The organism is Streptomyces ovatisporus, assembly GCF_042653885.1.
GTDB lineage: Bacteria > Actinomycetota > Actinomycetes > Streptomycetales > Streptomycetaceae > Streptomyces > Streptomyces ovatisporus.
In genome coordinates, this window is sequence record NZ_JBHSFH010000010.1 from 433,403 (window position 1) to 448,847 (window position 15,445).

General features: G+C 72.7%; 15 protein-coding genes. 8 read left to right on the forward strand and 7 right to left on the reverse strand.

The window, feature by feature from the left end:
• The first annotated feature begins 23 nt into the window (after positions 1 to 23).
• The 5 genes from ACFPA8_RS19705 to ACFPA8_RS19725 all read left to right on the forward strand — a co-directional run bounded on the left by ACFPA8_RS19705 (position 24) and on the right by ACFPA8_RS19725 (position 3,488).
• On the forward strand, positions 24 to 278 hold the full coding sequence (locus ACFPA8_RS19705; RefSeq protein ID WP_386450288.1) for a type B 50S ribosomal protein L31: 255 nt from the start codon (positions 24 to 26) through the stop codon (positions 276 to 278).
• Complete coding sequence (locus ACFPA8_RS19710; protein ID WP_386450290.1) at positions 278 to 1,432, forward strand: CobW family GTP-binding protein; 1,155 nt, start codon at positions 278 to 280, stop codon at positions 1,430 to 1,432. The genes ACFPA8_RS19705 and ACFPA8_RS19710 overlap by 1 nt, the downstream gene beginning before the upstream one ends.
• Positions 1,433 to 1,493: 61 nt before the next feature.
• Positions 1,494 to 1,730, forward strand: a complete 237-nt coding sequence (gene rpsR, locus ACFPA8_RS19715; protein WP_386450292.1) for a 30S ribosomal protein S18 — start codon at positions 1,494 to 1,496, stop codon at positions 1,728 to 1,730.
• Between the two features lie 123 nt (positions 1,731 to 1,853).
• The gene (locus tag ACFPA8_RS19720; RefSeq protein ID WP_386450294.1) at positions 1,854 to 2,435 is read left to right on the forward strand and encodes an HhH-GPD-type base excision DNA repair protein; all 582 of its coding nucleotides are present in this window, start codon (positions 1,854 to 1,856) and stop codon (positions 2,433 to 2,435) included.
• Positions 2,436 to 2,672: 237 nt separating this feature from the next.
• Positions 2,673 to 3,488, forward strand: a complete 816-nt coding sequence (locus ACFPA8_RS19725; protein WP_386450296.1) for a hypothetical protein — start codon at positions 2,673 to 2,675, stop codon at positions 3,486 to 3,488.
• Between the two features lie 84 nt (positions 3,489 to 3,572).
• Here ACFPA8_RS19725 and ACFPA8_RS19730 read toward each other — a convergent pair whose 3' ends face one another.
• Positions 3,573 to 4,304, reverse strand: coding sequence for a GntR family transcriptional regulator (locus ACFPA8_RS19730; protein ID WP_386450298.1), 732 nt, complete (start codon positions 4,302 to 4,304; stop codon positions 3,573 to 3,575).
• A 374-nt stretch (positions 4,305 to 4,678) separates the two neighbouring features.
• Here ACFPA8_RS19730 and ACFPA8_RS19735 point away from each other — a divergent pair, with 374 nt between their 5' ends.
• Positions 4,679 to 5,539 carry a (2Fe-2S)-binding protein gene (locus ACFPA8_RS19735; RefSeq protein WP_386450300.1) on the forward strand — a complete coding sequence of 287 codons (861 nt, stop codon included), beginning with the start codon at positions 4,679 to 4,681 and terminating at the stop codon, positions 5,537 to 5,539.
• A 182-nt stretch (positions 5,540 to 5,721) separates the two neighbouring features.
• Positions 5,722 to 6,759: a DUF2637 domain-containing protein gene (locus ACFPA8_RS19740; RefSeq protein ID WP_386450302.1), complete on the forward strand. Its 1,038-nt coding sequence runs from the start codon at positions 5,722 to 5,724 to the stop codon at positions 6,757 to 6,759.
• Between the two features lie 113 nt (positions 6,760 to 6,872).
• On the opposite strand, the gene ACFPA8_RS19745 is transcribed toward ACFPA8_RS19740, so the two are convergent.
• The gene (locus ACFPA8_RS19745) at positions 6,873 to 8,336 is read right to left on the reverse strand and encodes a protein phosphatase 2C domain-containing protein (protein WP_386450304.1); all 1,464 of its coding nucleotides are present in this window, start codon (positions 8,334 to 8,336) and stop codon (positions 6,873 to 6,875) included.
• 144 nt (positions 8,337 to 8,480) lie between these two features.
• Between ACFPA8_RS19745 and ACFPA8_RS19750 the strand changes: the two genes are divergently transcribed.
• Positions 8,481 to 8,870: a PPOX class F420-dependent oxidoreductase gene (locus ACFPA8_RS19750; protein WP_386450305.1), complete on the forward strand. Its 390-nt coding sequence runs from the start codon at positions 8,481 to 8,483 to the stop codon at positions 8,868 to 8,870.
• Positions 8,871 to 8,972: 102 nt separating this feature from the next.
• Here the strand turns inward: ACFPA8_RS19750 and ACFPA8_RS19755 are convergent, their stop codons facing one another.
• The 5 genes from ACFPA8_RS19755 to ACFPA8_RS19775 form a co-directional block, all read right to left on the reverse strand.
• Positions 8,973 to 10,550, reverse strand: a complete 1,578-nt coding sequence (locus ACFPA8_RS19755) for a DNA-3-methyladenine glycosylase 2 family protein (RefSeq protein ID WP_386450481.1) — start codon at positions 10,548 to 10,550, stop codon at positions 8,973 to 8,975.
• A 53-nt stretch (positions 10,551 to 10,603) separates the two neighbouring features.
• Entirely contained in the window at positions 10,604 to 11,983 is a 1,380-nt protein-coding gene (locus tag ACFPA8_RS19760) for an MFS transporter (RefSeq protein ID WP_386450307.1), read from the reverse strand.
• Positions 11,984 to 12,083: 100 nt separating this feature from the next.
• Positions 12,084 to 12,614: a hypothetical protein gene (locus ACFPA8_RS19765; RefSeq protein WP_386450483.1), complete on the reverse strand. Its 531-nt coding sequence runs from the start codon at positions 12,612 to 12,614 to the stop codon at positions 12,084 to 12,086.
• Positions 12,615 to 12,778: 164 nt separating this feature from the next.
• Positions 12,779 to 13,873, reverse strand: a complete 1,095-nt coding sequence (rsgA, locus tag ACFPA8_RS19770) for a ribosome small subunit-dependent GTPase A (protein ID WP_386450485.1) — start codon at positions 13,871 to 13,873, stop codon at positions 12,779 to 12,781.
• A 430-nt stretch (positions 13,874 to 14,303) separates the two neighbouring features.
• A complete protein-coding gene (locus ACFPA8_RS19775; RefSeq protein ID WP_386450309.1) occupies positions 14,304 to 15,434 on the reverse strand; it encodes a YihY/virulence factor BrkB family protein in 1,131 nt (376 codons plus the stop codon).
• Positions 15,435 to 15,445 lie beyond the last annotated feature (11 nt).

Consider the following 15,445-nt stretch of genomic DNA (forward strand, 5'->3'; position numbering starts at 1 on the left):
CACCCCTCGCAAAGGACACCGCAATGAAGCAGGGCATCCATCCCGCGTACGGTCCTGTCGTCTTCCGCGACAAGGCCGCCGGCTTCGCCTTTCTCACCCGTTCCACCCTCACCGGCGACGCGACGATCGAGTGGGAGGACGGCAACAGCTACCCCGTCGTCGATGTCGAGATCTCCTCGAAGAGTCACCCCTTCTACACCGGCACCGCCCGCGTTCTGGACACCGCGGGGAGGGTGGAGCGGTTCGAGCGCCGCTACGGCCGTCGTGAGGTGGGCTGATGGAGGCCGCGTCGGCACTTCCCGTCGTCCTCGTCAGCGGGATTCACTCCGAAGCCCGCACCGAGGTCGTACAGCAGATGTTGCGGTCCGTGCCCGGCAGCGTCGCCCTGCATCACGACCACGCCACGGCATGCCGCGGCACCGTCCGGCGGACGATCCGCGACGCCACGGGCGAACTGCACACCGCAGAAACACCGTTGGTCGACGACTGCGCCTGCTGCGCCATGCGCGAGGACCTGGTCCCCGAGTTGGAGCGACTGGCAGCGGGGGGCATGACCCGGCTCGCCGTCATCGAACTGTGGGACTCGGTGGAGCCCCAGGCGATGGCCGAAGTGGTCACAGCACACGAAGGCGACGCGTTCACCCTCACAAGCGTCATCACCGCCATCGACCCGGCACTGATCCTGCCCTGCCTCGCAAACGGCGACGACTTGGCCGACGCAGGACTTGCAGCTGCCCCCACCGACCGGCGGACCGTCGCCGACACCTTCGCCAGACAGCTGGAGTACCCCGGTGTGCTGGCCCTCGTCGACAGTGAAGACGCGGACGAAGCGGACGCGGCGCTCCTGAACCAACTCCACCCCACAGCTCACCGCGTCCACGCAGCATCCGAAGACCTGACCGCCGCCGCTTTCGCCGGCTTCGACGCAGGCGCGGCGGCAGCGGCCCAGGACCCCGCTTGCGCGCTCCTGCCCCAGGACGCAGACGAATGCGGGGTGAGCACCTTCGTCTGGCACCGCAACCGCCCTTTCCATCCGGAACGGCTCTACCAAGCGCTGGAGGAGCTCGCCTGCGCCGCTGCGCGCAGCCGGGGCCGCTTCTGGCTCGCCGACCGCCCCGACACCCTCCTGGCATGGGATGCCGCAGGCGGCGCACTCAGCGTGGAGAGCGCCGGGCCCTGGCTCGCCGCGCTCCCGGATGCCGCGTGGGAGATGGTGACGCCGGTCCGCAGGGCAGCAGCCGCCCTCGACTGGCACGCGGAGCACGGCGACCGCTGCCAGCACCTCGTCTTCACCTCGCCGGACCTCGACCGCGCCGGACTCGAAGAAGTCCTCGACTCCTGCCTCCTGACCGACGCCGAATACACCGCCGGACCCGACGAATGGCGGCAGCTGTCTCCCGCCTTCGCCTCCCTCCTCGGTCAGGCGAACTGAAGGCCCGACGCCGCTCAGCAGCACACGTCAGCTCATCGACACAGTCCAGGAGATTGATCCCGTGGTACGCCACAACGCCTCCCGCAAGCCCGCCAAGCCCCGCCCCAACCCCCTCGATGCGGCCGGCATCACCTACGTCGACTACAAGGACACGGATCTGCTGCGGAAGTTCATCTCCGACAGGGGCAAGATCCGCAGCCGCCGGGTGACGCGGATTTCCGCCCAGCAGCAGCGGCAGGTCGCAAGGGCGATCAAGAATGCCCGCGAGATGGCTCTGCTCCCGTACGCAACGCGGTGACGGCACCTCGGGCCGCGAACGGAGAGACTCGAAGCCCTGACAACTCAGTGCACGGAGTTGCATGCTCGCCGCCGGCTACGCGGAGCACGTGCGATACCACCGCGAGCGCGCGATCATCAGTGCATGGACATCACCCTTCGGCTCGCGCAGCAGCCGGAAGCCGACGAGTTGCTCAGCCGCAGTCCGCTCGCCGCCCTCACCGGCATGTTGCTGGACCAGCAGGTGCCCATGGAGTGGGCATTCGCGGGCCCGTACACCATCGCGAAGCGCATGGGCGCGGACGACCTCGACGCCCACGCGATCGCCGCCCGCGACCCCGAGGAGTTCGCGGCGCTGCTGTCACAGAAGCCGGCGGTCCACCGCTATCCGGGCTCCATGGCCAAGCGGATCCAGCAGCTGTGCCAGTACCTGGTCGACCACTACGACGGCGACGCGAGCGCCGTGTGGCGCCGCGCCGTCACCGGCAAGGAGGTCCTGGACCGCCTCAACGCGCTGCCCGGCTTCGGGAAGCAGAAGTCGCAGATCTTCCTGGCTCTCCTGGGCAAGCAGATGGGCGTCGCCCCGGAGGGCTGGCGCGAGGCGGCCGGTGCGTACGGCGAACCCGGCGCCTACCGCTCCGCGGCGGACATCACCGGCAAGGAGTCCCTGGAAAGGGTCCGCGCCTTCAAGCAGGAGACCAAGAAGCAGGCCCGCAAGAAGGCGTGAGCCGCAGGCGGGCACAGACCGTGACGTCCGTCCCCGCCTCCCCGTCGGCGCAGCTCGGAGGCTCAGGGAGTGTCTGACACGGGGGCGCCTGTCGGGCCACGGCCGGCATCGAGTAAAACTTTGTGAACTGATTCACAGCGCACACTTGGCCGGGTCCCGCATCCGTGCTGGGATGCGCTCACATCCGGCTCGAAGCTCGACGGCGCGCTTGGGAGGAAAACTGTGGCGGAAACCGCCATGTCTCGTTCGGTACGGCTGGACCCCGTGGGTGGCGAGCCGTCACCGGTCTTCGGCGGTGGCGCACCGTCGGAACGGCTGGGCGTGGCCTCGCCGGTGGACCGCGCCGTGTGGCGTCTGCGATCCCGCGGCTGCTGGGAGGACGCCGCCGCGCTGCTCGACCCCTACGCGGAGACCGAGACGGCAGCCTGCCTTCGCCGGGCCGCACTTCTCGTCGAGAGGTGCATGTTCACTTCGGACGGATTCGCCGCCGCGGAGGCGGCCCTGCGTGCGGCGGAGGCGCTGGCGCAGGACGACGAGGAGCGCGGCGCCGCCGCCTGCGAGCGGGGTCAACTCGCGTACACCTCGACGGTGCTGGGCGTACGCGACCGTTCCGACGAGGCACGGGCCGCCCTCGGCAGGGCTGCGGCCCTGCTGCCGCCGGACTCCCGGGGCAGGGCGATGCTGGACTACCGGCGGGGCCTGCTCGCCGAGCACCTGAGCGACACACCGCAGTCGGCGCTGGCCGCGTACCGGCGTGCGCACGCCGCCGCGACGGCGCTCGACGACGATCTGCTGTGCTCCTTCACCTGGCGGCACCTGGCGGGACTCGCCCTGCGGGACGGTGAAGTAGCAGAGGCACGGCACGGGTTCGCCGAGTCGCTGCGGCTCCGTGAAGAGCTCGGCTACCTCGTCGGCATGGCGCCGGCGCTCACCGCGCTGGCGGACGTCGAGCCGGAACCGGAAGCCACGAAACTCCGCGATGAGGCACGCCGCCTCTTCCGGCTGCTGGACGGGGTGCCGGTCTGGCTGACGGACCGACTCACCACCGGCTGACGGGACTCCGTCGCACAGCCGCTCGCCGGGGAGAGCCGTTGAGGCCCTCCCCGGTGCACGTCGGCGCCCGGCGGAGCCGGCTGCTCAGCATGCGACGTGTTCGCGCATGAGCCGTTCGACGGTGGCCAGGTCGCGCGTCCGCAGGGCGTCGAGCAGCTTGAAGTGCCCGTAGGCGTCCTCCAGCAGCTCCGCCGAGCACATCGACGGCGGGACAGGAGCCGGCCGGCGCAGTGCGCGGCGCTGTATGTCCGCGGCCACGGCGACGAGTTGGCGGTTGCCCGTCAGCTCCAGAAGCGCACCGTGGAAGGCACTGTCGGCTTCCGCGTAGGCGGTGCGGTCACCACCCTGCGCCGTGCGGAGCGCCTCGTCGGCGTAGGGACGCAGCCGCTCCCAGCACTCGGACGGCATCGCACGGGCCGCCTCCAGCACCGAAGGGATCTCCAACAGCGCTCTTATCTCCGCCAGTTCGGCACGGTCGCGGTCGCTGCACACGGCGACGCGGAAACCGCGGTTGGGCACCGTCTCCACGGCGCCCTCGCACACGAGCCGCTGCATGGCCTCGCGTACCGGCGTCGCCGAGACACCGAAACGTTCGGCCAGCGCGGGTGCCGAGTAGACCTCGCCGGGGACGAGTTCGCCCGACAGCAGCGCCTCGCGCAGGGCGGTCAGGACCTGCGCCCGTACGGAGTGACGCTCCGGCAGCTTCGGCGTTCCGGCCGTACCGGCGGCGCTCCTGCCCGCGGCGCCCCCGCCGGGCACGCCCGGACCCACCGCGCCCGGACCCATCGCGCTCGAACCCATCGCGCTCGAACCCATGGCGCTCGCGGTGACGCCCGCGCCCGCCGCCCGTGCGGCGTCCCGCGTTCTTGACGTTCCTCGTGCCCGCGGAACGACCGGGGCGCTGGTCCGCCCCGGTGCCGCGGGTTCGCTGTGCACATGCTCACCCCGTGCCCCCTGGTCGTCGTCGGCCCCCGCAGGATGCTGCTCCCCTGCGGAGGGCGGCGGAAGCAAAAGGCGGGGGTGGAGTGCGGTGCGTCCCTCCTGTTCGGGCGCATCCGCTCCGGTCTGCTCCATCTGCCCCTCCAGGTCTCGCTGTGCACCATAGGCGGACCCGGCGCGAGATCAAACCTCCGCGGCATCGGATAAGGTAAGGCTAACCTGCCGGTGATCATGGATTCGGTGGTCCTCCCATGCCCCTTCATGCCTTCGCTCCCGCGCCTTCCGAGCCGTCCCTCGTCTCGCCCCTCACTACGGCGTACACGCGTCTGACCGAGGTGTTTCCCACGCTGCGCGTGCGCGAGGTGCCTCCGGGCGGCTCCCCGGAATCGGGTCCCGGATGGGTCCGCGCCACCTCCCTGGCCGAAGGCGGCGCGATTTTCGAATCCTTCCTCGCCTGGGACGAGGAACAGGCGAGGCGCGACTACGGCCGGCAGCCCCGCCCCGACGTCGTCGCGAGCTTCGCGCTGCACCGTTACGCGTGGCCCGTCTGCCTTCTCGTCACGATCCCCTGGTTCCTGCACAGGCGGGTGCCGCGCATCCCCGTCGAAGCCGTCTCCTTCCAGCGGACGCTCGGCGAACTCTCCGTCCGTATCGAGGAGTTCGCGTGCCTGCCGGACGATCCCGCCGCGCACGAGCCCGGTGCGCGCGTCGTGGCGGACGAGGAGGCGCTGCGCGCGGAGGTACGGGCCGCGGTCGCGGAGCACCTCACCCCGGTGCTGGAGGCGTTCCGGCCCAGGACGCGGCGCGGCAGGCGGGCTCTCTGGGGCACGGCGACGGACGAGATCACCGAAGGACTCTGGTATCTCGGGCACCTCCTCGGCGAGGAGGAGCGCGCGATGCACGAGGCCGGACTGCTCCTCCCCGGTGGCACCACCCCGTACGCGCAGGGCGCCGCCTTCCGCGAACTGACGGGCCCACAGGGTGAGTTGCTCACCACACGGGACCGGGCGAGCTGCTGCCTCTACTACACGCTCCGCCCGGAGGACACCTGCGTGACGTGTCCCCGCACATGCGACGCGGAACGCATAGCGCGCCTGTCCCCGAATCGCTGAGAAGTTCGACACACAACGCCCCTGTCGGTACGGACTGCCCCCCGTTGGCGGTCAGTTGTACCGAATTCACCTTCATACGGCTTCTGCTGCGCCAAGATGCTCCGCGACAACGCAGCAGCCGAGGCGAGCCCGGCGCCGGCGGGCCGTCGGCCTTCCCGCGCCGGGCGGCAAGGGGCATTCCGATGAGAGTGACGGACATACCGCTGAGCTGGGTGGTGGCGAGCGCCGTGCTGCTCGTCGGCGCCCTTGCGGCGGCCGTGGTGATCGCACGGACACGGGGCACGGGCGGGAAGGGCGCCGAGGACGACGGCGCGCATGCCGATTCCTGGGAACTGATGGAGCAGCGGCGCAGACGCAAGGAGACCGTGTACGCCACAGCCGCGTACCTGCTCCTGTTCTGCTGTGCGGCGGTGGCCGCTGCGCTCTCCTTCCACGGCCTGGTCGGCTTCGGTCGGCAGAATCTGCGGCTCTCCGGCGGCTGGGAGTACCTCGTCCCGTTCGGCCTGGACGGCGCGGCGATGTTCTCCGCGGTCATCGCCGTGCGCGAGGCCAGCCACGGGGACGCGTCGCTCGGATCGCGGCTGCTGGTCTGGGCGTTCGCGGGTGCCGCGGCCTGGTTCAACTGGGTTCACGCGCCGCGCGGCGACGGCCACGCCGGGGCACCGGAGTTCTTCGCCGGGATGTCGCTCTCGGCGGCCATCCTCTTCGACCGGGCGCTCAAGCAGACACGGCGGGCGGCCCTGCGTGAACAGGGCCTCGTACCGCGGCCGTTGCCGCAGATCCGGGTGGTGCGCTGGTTCCGCGCGCCACGCGAGACCTTCCGTGCCTGGTCCCTGATGCTGCTCGAGGGCGTACGGACGCTCGACGAGGCAGTGGAAGAGGTCCGGGAGGAGCGGCGGCAGCGGGAGCAGGAACGTCTCCGCCGCCGTGAGCAGGAGAAACTCGACCGGGCCCGCGTCAAGGCGCTCAACCGCCAGCACCGCCGGCGGGGCCGTGGCCGGGCCGGGGGCCGCCCGGAGGAGGGCGCACCCGCACCGGCGGCCGCCGTCCCGGTCCAGGCCGCGGGCGACGGCGGGGCGGGGATGCTGCCGCTGCGGTCACGGCCTGCGACTGCGGTGGGCGGCGCCGGCGGAGACATGGACAGTTCCGTCGGGGCGGCCAGCCCACGGCTCGACACCCTGGAGGAGAAACTCTCCCAGATCGAGCGGCAGTTCGGGTGAACCGTCCGGCTGCCCGGACACCGGCCCGGCGCCGTCCCCGCGGGACGGGCCGGGCCGGATTCGTCCGTGTTTCCAGCCGGTGCACCGGCGTCCGGCCGCGTCCGCCGACCGGGTCAGCCCTCCCAGACCGCGACGGCCGTACGGTCGTCCGCGTAGCCCCGTACCCGCAGCTGGACGTCCGCCAAGAACGCGGCCAGGCCCGGCGGTTCGGGCTTCTCCGTCCACGAACGCGCCAGTCGCCGCGCGAAGGCCGGCTCCCCGCGCAGCGGCGCCGCAAGCCCGGGGCTGCACAGCAGCAGGACGTCGCCCCGCTGCGCCGCCGTGGCGCAGAACCGGAAGGAGTCCGGGTCCTGGCGGGGGGCGGGCGGCGGTACAGGGACGCGCCGGCTGGAAGGGACGCTCAGGGCGGCCAGGTCGGCGAGTTCCGAGGGGTCGAGCAGTCCGGCCGAAGTGGTGGCCGGGCCCTCCCCTGCGTCGTCGGCGAAGGGCTCGCCGGGATGGCGGGCGTGTCCGTCCGGGCCGGCCTCCAGGTCTCGCCAGGCGCCGGAGCGCAGCCGGAAGAGGCCCGCGTCCCCCGAGCCGAAGAACACACGCGTACGGCAGCGCGGATCGGCCGACAGAAGCAGGCAGCGCAGATCGGCGGTGTACTCCTCCGGCTGGACGCCGAGAGCCGCGGCCTGTGCGCGCAGCTTGCCGTAGCAACGCTCCGTCAGGCGCTGCAGACCGGGCTTGAGCGCGCTGCGGCGGTCCGCGCGTATGTCTTCGGCGAGACGGGCGTGGCTGCGGCCCACGACGGCGCCTATGGAGTGGCAGACCTCGCGTGCCGCCCGGTGCCCGCCGGTCGCTGCCCGGCCGCCCCCCGCGACGGCCACCAGCAGCAGCGCGGACTCCCCGGAACCGAACCGTGCCGTCAGCAGGGCGTCCCGCCGCAGGGCACCCCGGTGGCGGGCGGAGTCGCCGCGCAACGACGTCGCACGCAGGGTGAGTCCGCCGTAGTGCGCCCCGTCCAGCACTGTGTCGGGGACGAGTTCGGACAGCGCCGCCGGATCGGCGGAGGGGAAAGTGGCAGGCTCCGCTTCGTACGTCGGCGGGCGCTCGCCGACGTGCGCGGGGCGCAGGGGGACGTCCTCGGCGGACGCCGGGCCCGCATCCGCCACGGCGGCTCCGTCCGGCTCCACGGCTCCGTCCGACTCCACGGCTCCGTCCGGCTTCGGGGCTCCGTCCGACTCCACGGTCTGCTCCGGCTCCCGCGGCTGCCGTTCGGTGACAGGACCGGTCTGCCGTTCCGTCCGGGCGCCGGTCTCCCCTCCGTTGGCGGGGCCGGGGTCCGGGGGCTCTGCGGCACCGGATTCGCCGCGGCGTTCCGGCTCGGGCACCCGGGGTGCCTCCGGCGGTACGGGCTGCGGCGGCGGGGCCGTGGCGGGACCCATCGTGCGTCTCACGGACGCGTAGCGGTCGTCGAGGGTGTCGCCCGCGCGGCTGCGGCCCGTGTCCGGTGACCCCGGGTCGTACAACTGGCTCCACCAGTCGTCCTGTTGGCCGGAGTGCGGACCGCGTGGCCTCCCCTGCTGAGTCATGCTCATATTGTTGCCCGCACTCACGGCGCGAAAGACCTTCGCCGGACGGCCGTCCCACTCCGCCCGCGGGCCGAGTACGAAGGTCGCCCCCCGGTCGGACCGGCGCCCGGTGCGTGGACGTCCCTGGCGTGTGAGTCTTCGGGCATGAGTGCTTCACCACGGAGCGGGTCTCTCGGCGAGGCCGAGCGCGCCTACCTCGCCGGTCAACGGCTGTGCCGGATGGCCACGGTCGACCCTTCGGGGCAGCCGCAGGTCAACCCCGTGGGGTACTTCCTCCAGGAGGACGGCACGCTCCTCTCCGGCGGCCTCGCCCTCGCCCGGACCCGGCGCTGGCGCAACCTGCTGTCCGACCCGCGGCTCGCGCTCGTGGTGGACGACATCGTGAGCGTGGACCCGTGGGCGGTGCGCGGTGTCGAGATCCGGGGAGAGGCGGAGCTGCTGACGGGCCCGCACGACCTGGCGCCCGGCATGAGTGACGAACTCATCCGCGTGCACCCGCGCTGGGTGCACAGTTGGGGACTCGACGAGGTGTGAGGAGACGAGGTGTGAGGAGACGAGGTGTGAGGAGACGAGGTGTGAGGAAAGGCCCCCGGCAGCCCGTCCGTCCGCGACGCCGGCGCCTCACGCCGCGCCCCGTCACGCTCCCCGCCGCTCACCGCTCGCCGCGAGGTGCCACAGGTGGTGCAGTGCGTAGGAGCGCCACGGCCGCCACTCGCCGGCACGGGCCGCGCCGGCGCCGCTGAGCGCGAGCCCCTGCCGTACGCCCACGTCCCCCGCCAGGAAGACGTCCGGATCTCCCAGCGCCCGCATGCGCATGTAGCCCGCGGTCCACGGCCCGATCCCGGGCAGGGCGAGCAGAGCCTGTTCCGTCTCGTCACGGTCCGCGCCCGCATGCAGGGCGACCGTGCCGTCGGCGACCGCCGCCGCGACGGTGCGGAGCGTCGAGCGCCGCCGCTCCGGCATGCCCAGCTCGCCCAGCGGCGCCTCCGCCAGTGCCTCCGCCTCGGGGAAGAGGTGGGTGAGCCCGCCGTCGGGCGCGGGCAGCGGCTTCCCGTACGCGGCGACGAGCCGTCCGGCGAGCGTGCGCGCGGCAGCGACCGTGATCTGCTGGCCGAGGACGGCACGTACGGCCAGCTCGTGCGGGTCGGCGGTGCCGGGCGAGCGCACGCCGGGGCGTTGCGCGACGAGAGCACCCAACACCTCGTCCGTACCGAGCCGTTCGGCCACCGCGTACGGATCGGCGTCGAGGTCGAAGAGCTGCCGCACACGCTGGACGGCCGTGGTGAGGTCGCGGAGATCGGCCAGATGGAGCCGGCAGTCGAGCCATCCGCTCGTCTCCCCCGGCGCGCCCGGCGGTAGCCCGCCCGTCCGGTCGTCCGCGTGGTGTTCGTCGACTTCGACGACGCCCGTGCCGCACGGCAGCCGCAGCGTGCGGCGGTAGGTGCGGGCGCCCGGGCCGCCTGCCGTCTCCTCGACGCCGTGCACGGCACGGCGCTGGAGGAAGTCGAAGACCTCCCGGACCGCGTACGGCCCCCGGTAGGCCAGGCGCAGCGCGACGCCCGACGCAGTGAGACCGTCGGCCTCGCGGCCCGGCTGTGCCGGGCCTCCGGCTCGGCGCACGGGGCGCTCCCGGACCTGCCGGGGGCCGTGCCCGCCCCTCGATGCGGCGCTGCGCAGCTCGCTCGGCGTACGTGCGTAGATCTCCCGCATCGTCTCGTTGAACTGCCGGACGCTGGAGAACCCCGCAGCGAACGCGATCCCGGTGACCGTCAGGGACGTCGTCTGCAGCAGCACCCGCGCCGTGTGCGCTCGCTGGGCGCGGGCGAGAGCGACGGGCCCCGCTCCCAGTTCGGTGGTGAGCTGGCGCTGCACCTGCCGGGCGCTGTAGCCGAGCCGGCGGGCGAGTCCCGCGACGCCCTCACGGTCCACGACGCCGTCCCCGATCATGCGCATGGCCCGTCCGACGAGGTCCGCGCGCACGTTCCACTCGGCAGAGCCCGGAACGGCGTCGGGACGGCAGCGGCGGCAGGCACGGAAGCCGGCACGCTGAGCGGCGGCAGCCGAGGGGTAGTAGCGCACGTTCTCCTGTTTCGGGGTGAGGGCCGGGCAGCTCGGCCGGCAGTAGATTCCGGTCGTGCGCACGCCCAGGAAGAAGACACCGTCGAAGCGGGCGTCCCGGCTGCGAACGGCCTCGTACCTGCTCTCATCCGTCATCACGGGTCCAGTCTGCTCCGGTCTCCGGCTCCCCTGCTCGCGGTTTTCGGACGTCACCGTCGGGCACTGCCGCCCCGTTTCGGAGCCCCTTCCCCGGCGTCCTTCTCCGTGGACGGCGCCTGTCCCTCCGAGGACGGCCCCTGTTCCTCCGTGGACGGCTCCAGCCCCTCGGAGGACGGCTCCTGTCCGGACGGCTGCTCCCCCGGTTCCTCGCTCGCGCCGGTCCTCCGCCCGTACCGCAGCAGCACGAGCGCGATCAGCAGATAGGGGGCGGCGGCGGCCACGAAGAGCGTGCTGTGCCCCCACCACGCGGACCCCAGGCCGTAGCCGGCGCACAGCAGCACCGAGAACACCTCCGCCCCGAACCCCGCCATCGAACTGACCGTCGCCCGTGCCCGGTCGGTGACCCGGTCCTGGAGCAGCGCGTCGCACGTGACCATCGCCCACTGGAAGATGCCGAACGCCAGCGCCAGCAGCGGCGTGCCCGCCGGACCGCTCACCGACCCCGCCGCCAGCGCCAGGGCCGCCACGGCCAGAGCGGGGCCGAGCAACCGCGGCGTACCGCGGCCCGCGCACCAGCCGCCCACCGCGACTCCCGCGGAGACGAGGAGCATCAGCGTCGGCACGGTCGACTCGGCGACGTCCATGGACCGGACGAGGAGCGGCACGTACTCGTCGATCATCAGCGCACCCGTGACCGCGGAGCTCAGCAGCACGGCGCGGAGAGCGGCGCGTGAAGCGCGCAGTTCGGCGACGCCGGCGCGGAGGACGGTGCCGAGGCCGGGGTCGCCCGGACCGCTCTCCGTCTCGCCCCGCTCGGCGTCGCGGTCGCCGCCGGCGCGGTCGCCGCCGTCGCCGTTCCGGCGGCTCCTGGCGAGTGTTCCCCGCGACTCCGGGAAGGTGCGGCCGACGGCCGCGCCGAACAGGCAGACCACGACGCTCGCCGCCCCGACGGCCTCGTAACCGCCGGCACCGAGCACGGGTCCTGCCAGCGCCGTCGCGGCCATCATCGCGGTGGTGCCCAGCGCCTGTGACCGGCCCATGATCCGCGCGTACGAACCCGTGGCCTCGTGGCGCGCCAACTCCTCGTACACCAGGGCCTGAAGGGAACCCGAGCACAGCGAGCCTCCCGCGCCCCACAGGAGGAATCCGCCCGCGAACGCCGGGTACGACGGCAGCCACGTCCACAGCGCGAAGCCCGCCCCTGTCAGCAGCGGCGCGAGGACGAGCAGCAGCCGGCGTGAGAAGAGGTCGGCCCACATCCCGGAAGGGACTTCCAGGACGAAGGTCACGCACGACCAGATGATGAAGAGGGAGGAGATCTCACCGGCCGACAGGCCGTGTTCGGCGAAGAGCAGCGCGTAGACCGGGTAGAGCAGGATCAGGTCTTCGAGGAAGGCGTAGGCGTACAGCCGGCGGGCAAGCCTCGCCACTGCGGAACGCCGGGCCGTTGCCGTCGCCGCAGTCGGTCGGGAATCCGGTGGAACTCAATGTCGCCAGGTCATGCGTTCAGACTACGGCAGCTCCGGGCCGTCAGGGTAGGGCGCGTACCTCCGGCAGCCGCTGCAGCAGCCCCCAGGTGAACTCCGCGATCACCTCGTGCCGTACTCCCGCGGCGTCCGGGGCGGTGAAGCCCAGGCGCCAGCGGGTGGGTGCCGAGCCCTCCAGAGGCTGTGCGGGGGCGAAGGCCCGTGCGGCCTCGTCGACCGTGCAGGACCACGGAGTCAGATCCTCGACGGTGCGCAGCGGAGGTGACGGCGCACCGGGAGCTCTCACCAGGAACTCCGTCACCACACCGCCGCCGGGGATGCTCAGCACCTCGAAGCGGAGGCCGGGCCAGAGCGGCAGCGGCCACGTCAGGGCTTCGCACTCGAGATCGCCGGTCTTCCGGCGTACTGCGCCGGCGGGCGGGCCCAGCACCGAGCGGTAACGCCCGGCAGCGCTCCGGCCTCCCGGCGCCCGCAGCATGGCCTGCCAGCGGCGGTTCGCCTCCCGCATCTCCGCGCGCCCGGCGCCCAGTTCGACGAGCGCCTCCAGGACGAGGTCCTGCTGGAAGTCGGCCATCCGGCGGAGCAGCACCAGCTGGAACTCGCGCGGCCCGAATGCGCTCACCGCAGCGCCCGGAGGACCGGGAGCCGTGAAACGCGGTCTGCGGAGCGGCCGTCGGGCGAACCGGAGGGCGTGAGGAGCATGAGGGGACGGTAGCAACCGCCCCCTCATGCCCGCCTTCACGGTTTGCGCTGCACTCCGCGCTTGCGTTCCGCCATGTGCCGCCCGAGGGCCGACATCTGCTTGAAGCGCTGTTTCTGCTCGGCCCTCAGCCGCGCGTCCGTACGGGCCGCGAGGCGTGTGTTCTCGCGCAGCAGCTTGCGGTAGCTCTCCAGACGGCGGTGCGGAAGGGCACCGTCCTCGACCGCTCCGAGCACCGCGCAGTCCGGCTCGCTCTCGTGGCGGCAGTCGTGGAAACGGCACTCCTCGGCCAGCGCTTCGATCTCCGCGAAGGCCCGGCCGACGCCTTCGTGCGCGTCCCAGAGTCCGACGCCGCGCAGCCCCGGGGTGTCGATGAGGACCCCGCCGCCGCGTGACTCGGGCAGCGGCAGCAGATCGCGGGTCGTCGTGGTGTGCCGGCCCTTGCCGTCGCTGTCCCGGGTCGCCCGGACGTCCTGGACCTCCTCCCCCAGCAGCGCGTTGGCCAGCGTCGACTTGCCCGCGCCCGACTGGCCGAGCAGTACGCACGTGCCGCCGGCGACGACAGCGGCCAGCACATCCAGGCCGTCTCCGGTGGCGGCGCTGACGCTGAGCACCGTCACCCCGGGCGCGGACTGTTCGACGTCCGCGGTGAGCTGTGCGAGCGTCGCGGGGTCCTCGACCAGGTCGGACTTGGTGAGGACGACCAGCGGCAGTGCGCCGCTCGTCCAGGCCAGGGCGGTGAACCGTTCGATACGGGAGAGGTCCAGCTCGACGGCGAGGGAGACCGCGATGAGGGCGTGGTCGACGTTGGCGGCCAGCACCTGGCCCTCGGAGCGGTTGGTCGCCGTCGAGCGGAGGAAGGCCGTACGCCGCGGCAGCAGAGCACGCACCTCCGCGGGACCCGAGGCGGGCGCCGGGGCCAGCGCGGCCCAGTCCCCGGTGCAGATCGTGCGGGTGGGGTCGCCGGTGGCGACCGGCGCGGTGTCCGCCCGTACGGCGCCCTCCGCCGTGACGGCGTCGCACCGGCCGCGGTCGACGCGTACGACGCGGGCCGGCACGAGGCCCTGGTCGTCATAGGGGGCGAACGCGTCGGCCACGTCCGCGTCCCACCCGTAGCGGGCGAGCGGATGCACGGAGGGGCCGGCGGAGGCGGCTGCCCGTCCGGGACGGTCGGCCGATGCGCCGGTGGAAGACGAACTGTGCTGCGGATGCCGCGAGTTGAGCGAGGAGTTCACGGGATTGCCCTTCACGGAAGGGTGGCCGTCCCGGTGCCGCGCACGCCGTACGGACGAAGCTGTCCCGGTACGCGTCAGACGGGGACCACGGAGGTGGAAGAAACGGGCTTCGGGATGCGGGCAGCGCCCACCACAACGACGGCCATCGGTCTTCACCTCCTTCTCGCGGACTCCGGGGCGGCCCTGCCAGGGCGGCCCCGCTCGCCGGGACTCTAGCCGGGAAGGCCCGGCGGGGGCCACGGGTTTTCCGCCCGACGGATGCGGGGCCGCGGGGCCCTCCCGCCTCGTACGGGGCCGCCCGCCTCGTACGGGGCCGCGGCCCGCCGGTTCAGCGGTCGCGGCGTGCGCGGAGCCGTGCCCGCACGTCCGCGTGCGGGAGGAACTTCGTCCACCGCTCGGGGAATTCGGCCGGCGGATCGTCCCCCGGCTCCTCGGCTCCCGAGTTCTCCGCGTCCCGCATCGCCCGGCGGGCGGCTGCCGCGGCGATGACCTCCGCGGCCGCCTCCTCACGGGCCCGCTCGTTCATGCGGCGGGCGGTGGCGGTCGCCACGGACGGCCACACGTGGTCGATGGCCGCGTTCACCGCGGCTCCGACGAGTACCGCGAAGGCAGAGACGCCGATCCACAGCAGCACTGCCACCGGCGCTGCCAGCGACCCGTAGATCGTGAGGCCCTCGACGGTGCTCGTGATGTACAGCCGCAGCAGCACGCTGCCGACGACCCACATCAGCAGGGCGACGAGCGCACCCGGGATGTCCTCACGCCAGGGTGAACGCACCGGCACCGACACGTGGTAGAGCGTCGTGAGGAACGCCACCGAGAGCAGCAGCACCACCGGCCAGTAGAAGACCGTCACCAGCCCCTGCGCCTCCGGGACCAGCCGCAGCACCGCGTCCGGCCCCGCGACCATCAGCGGCAGCACGACCGCGCCGATGGCCAGCGCCACGAGGTAGAGCAGGAAGGCCAGCAGCCGGGTCTTGACGATGCCGCGCTGCCCGTCGAGGCCGTACATCACCGTGATGGTGTCGATGAAGACGTTCACCGCCCTCGAACCCGACCACAGCGCGACGGCGAAACCGAGCGAGATCACATCGGGCTGGCCGCCGCGGATGACGTCGTCGATGAGGGGCCGCGCGATCTGGTCGACGCCGCGGTCGGAGAGCACCGCGGAGGACGCGTTGAGGAAGTTGGTGCGGATCGAGTCGATCGTGTCGGTCCCGATCCAGGCGTCGAGATAGCCCAGCAGCCCGATGAGGCCGAGCAGCAGCGGCGGGATGGAGATCAGGGTGAAGAACGCCGCCTCGGCGGCGAGACCGAGGACCCGGTACTCCATGCAGGAGTTGACCGTGTCCTTGAGCAACAGCCAGGCCATCCTCCGCTTGGGGACGTTCCGGTAGATGACGCGCGCTCTGCGGAATCGTCCGCTCGGGCGAGGTGGGGTTTCGTCGGCTGGTTGCACCTCCTTAACGT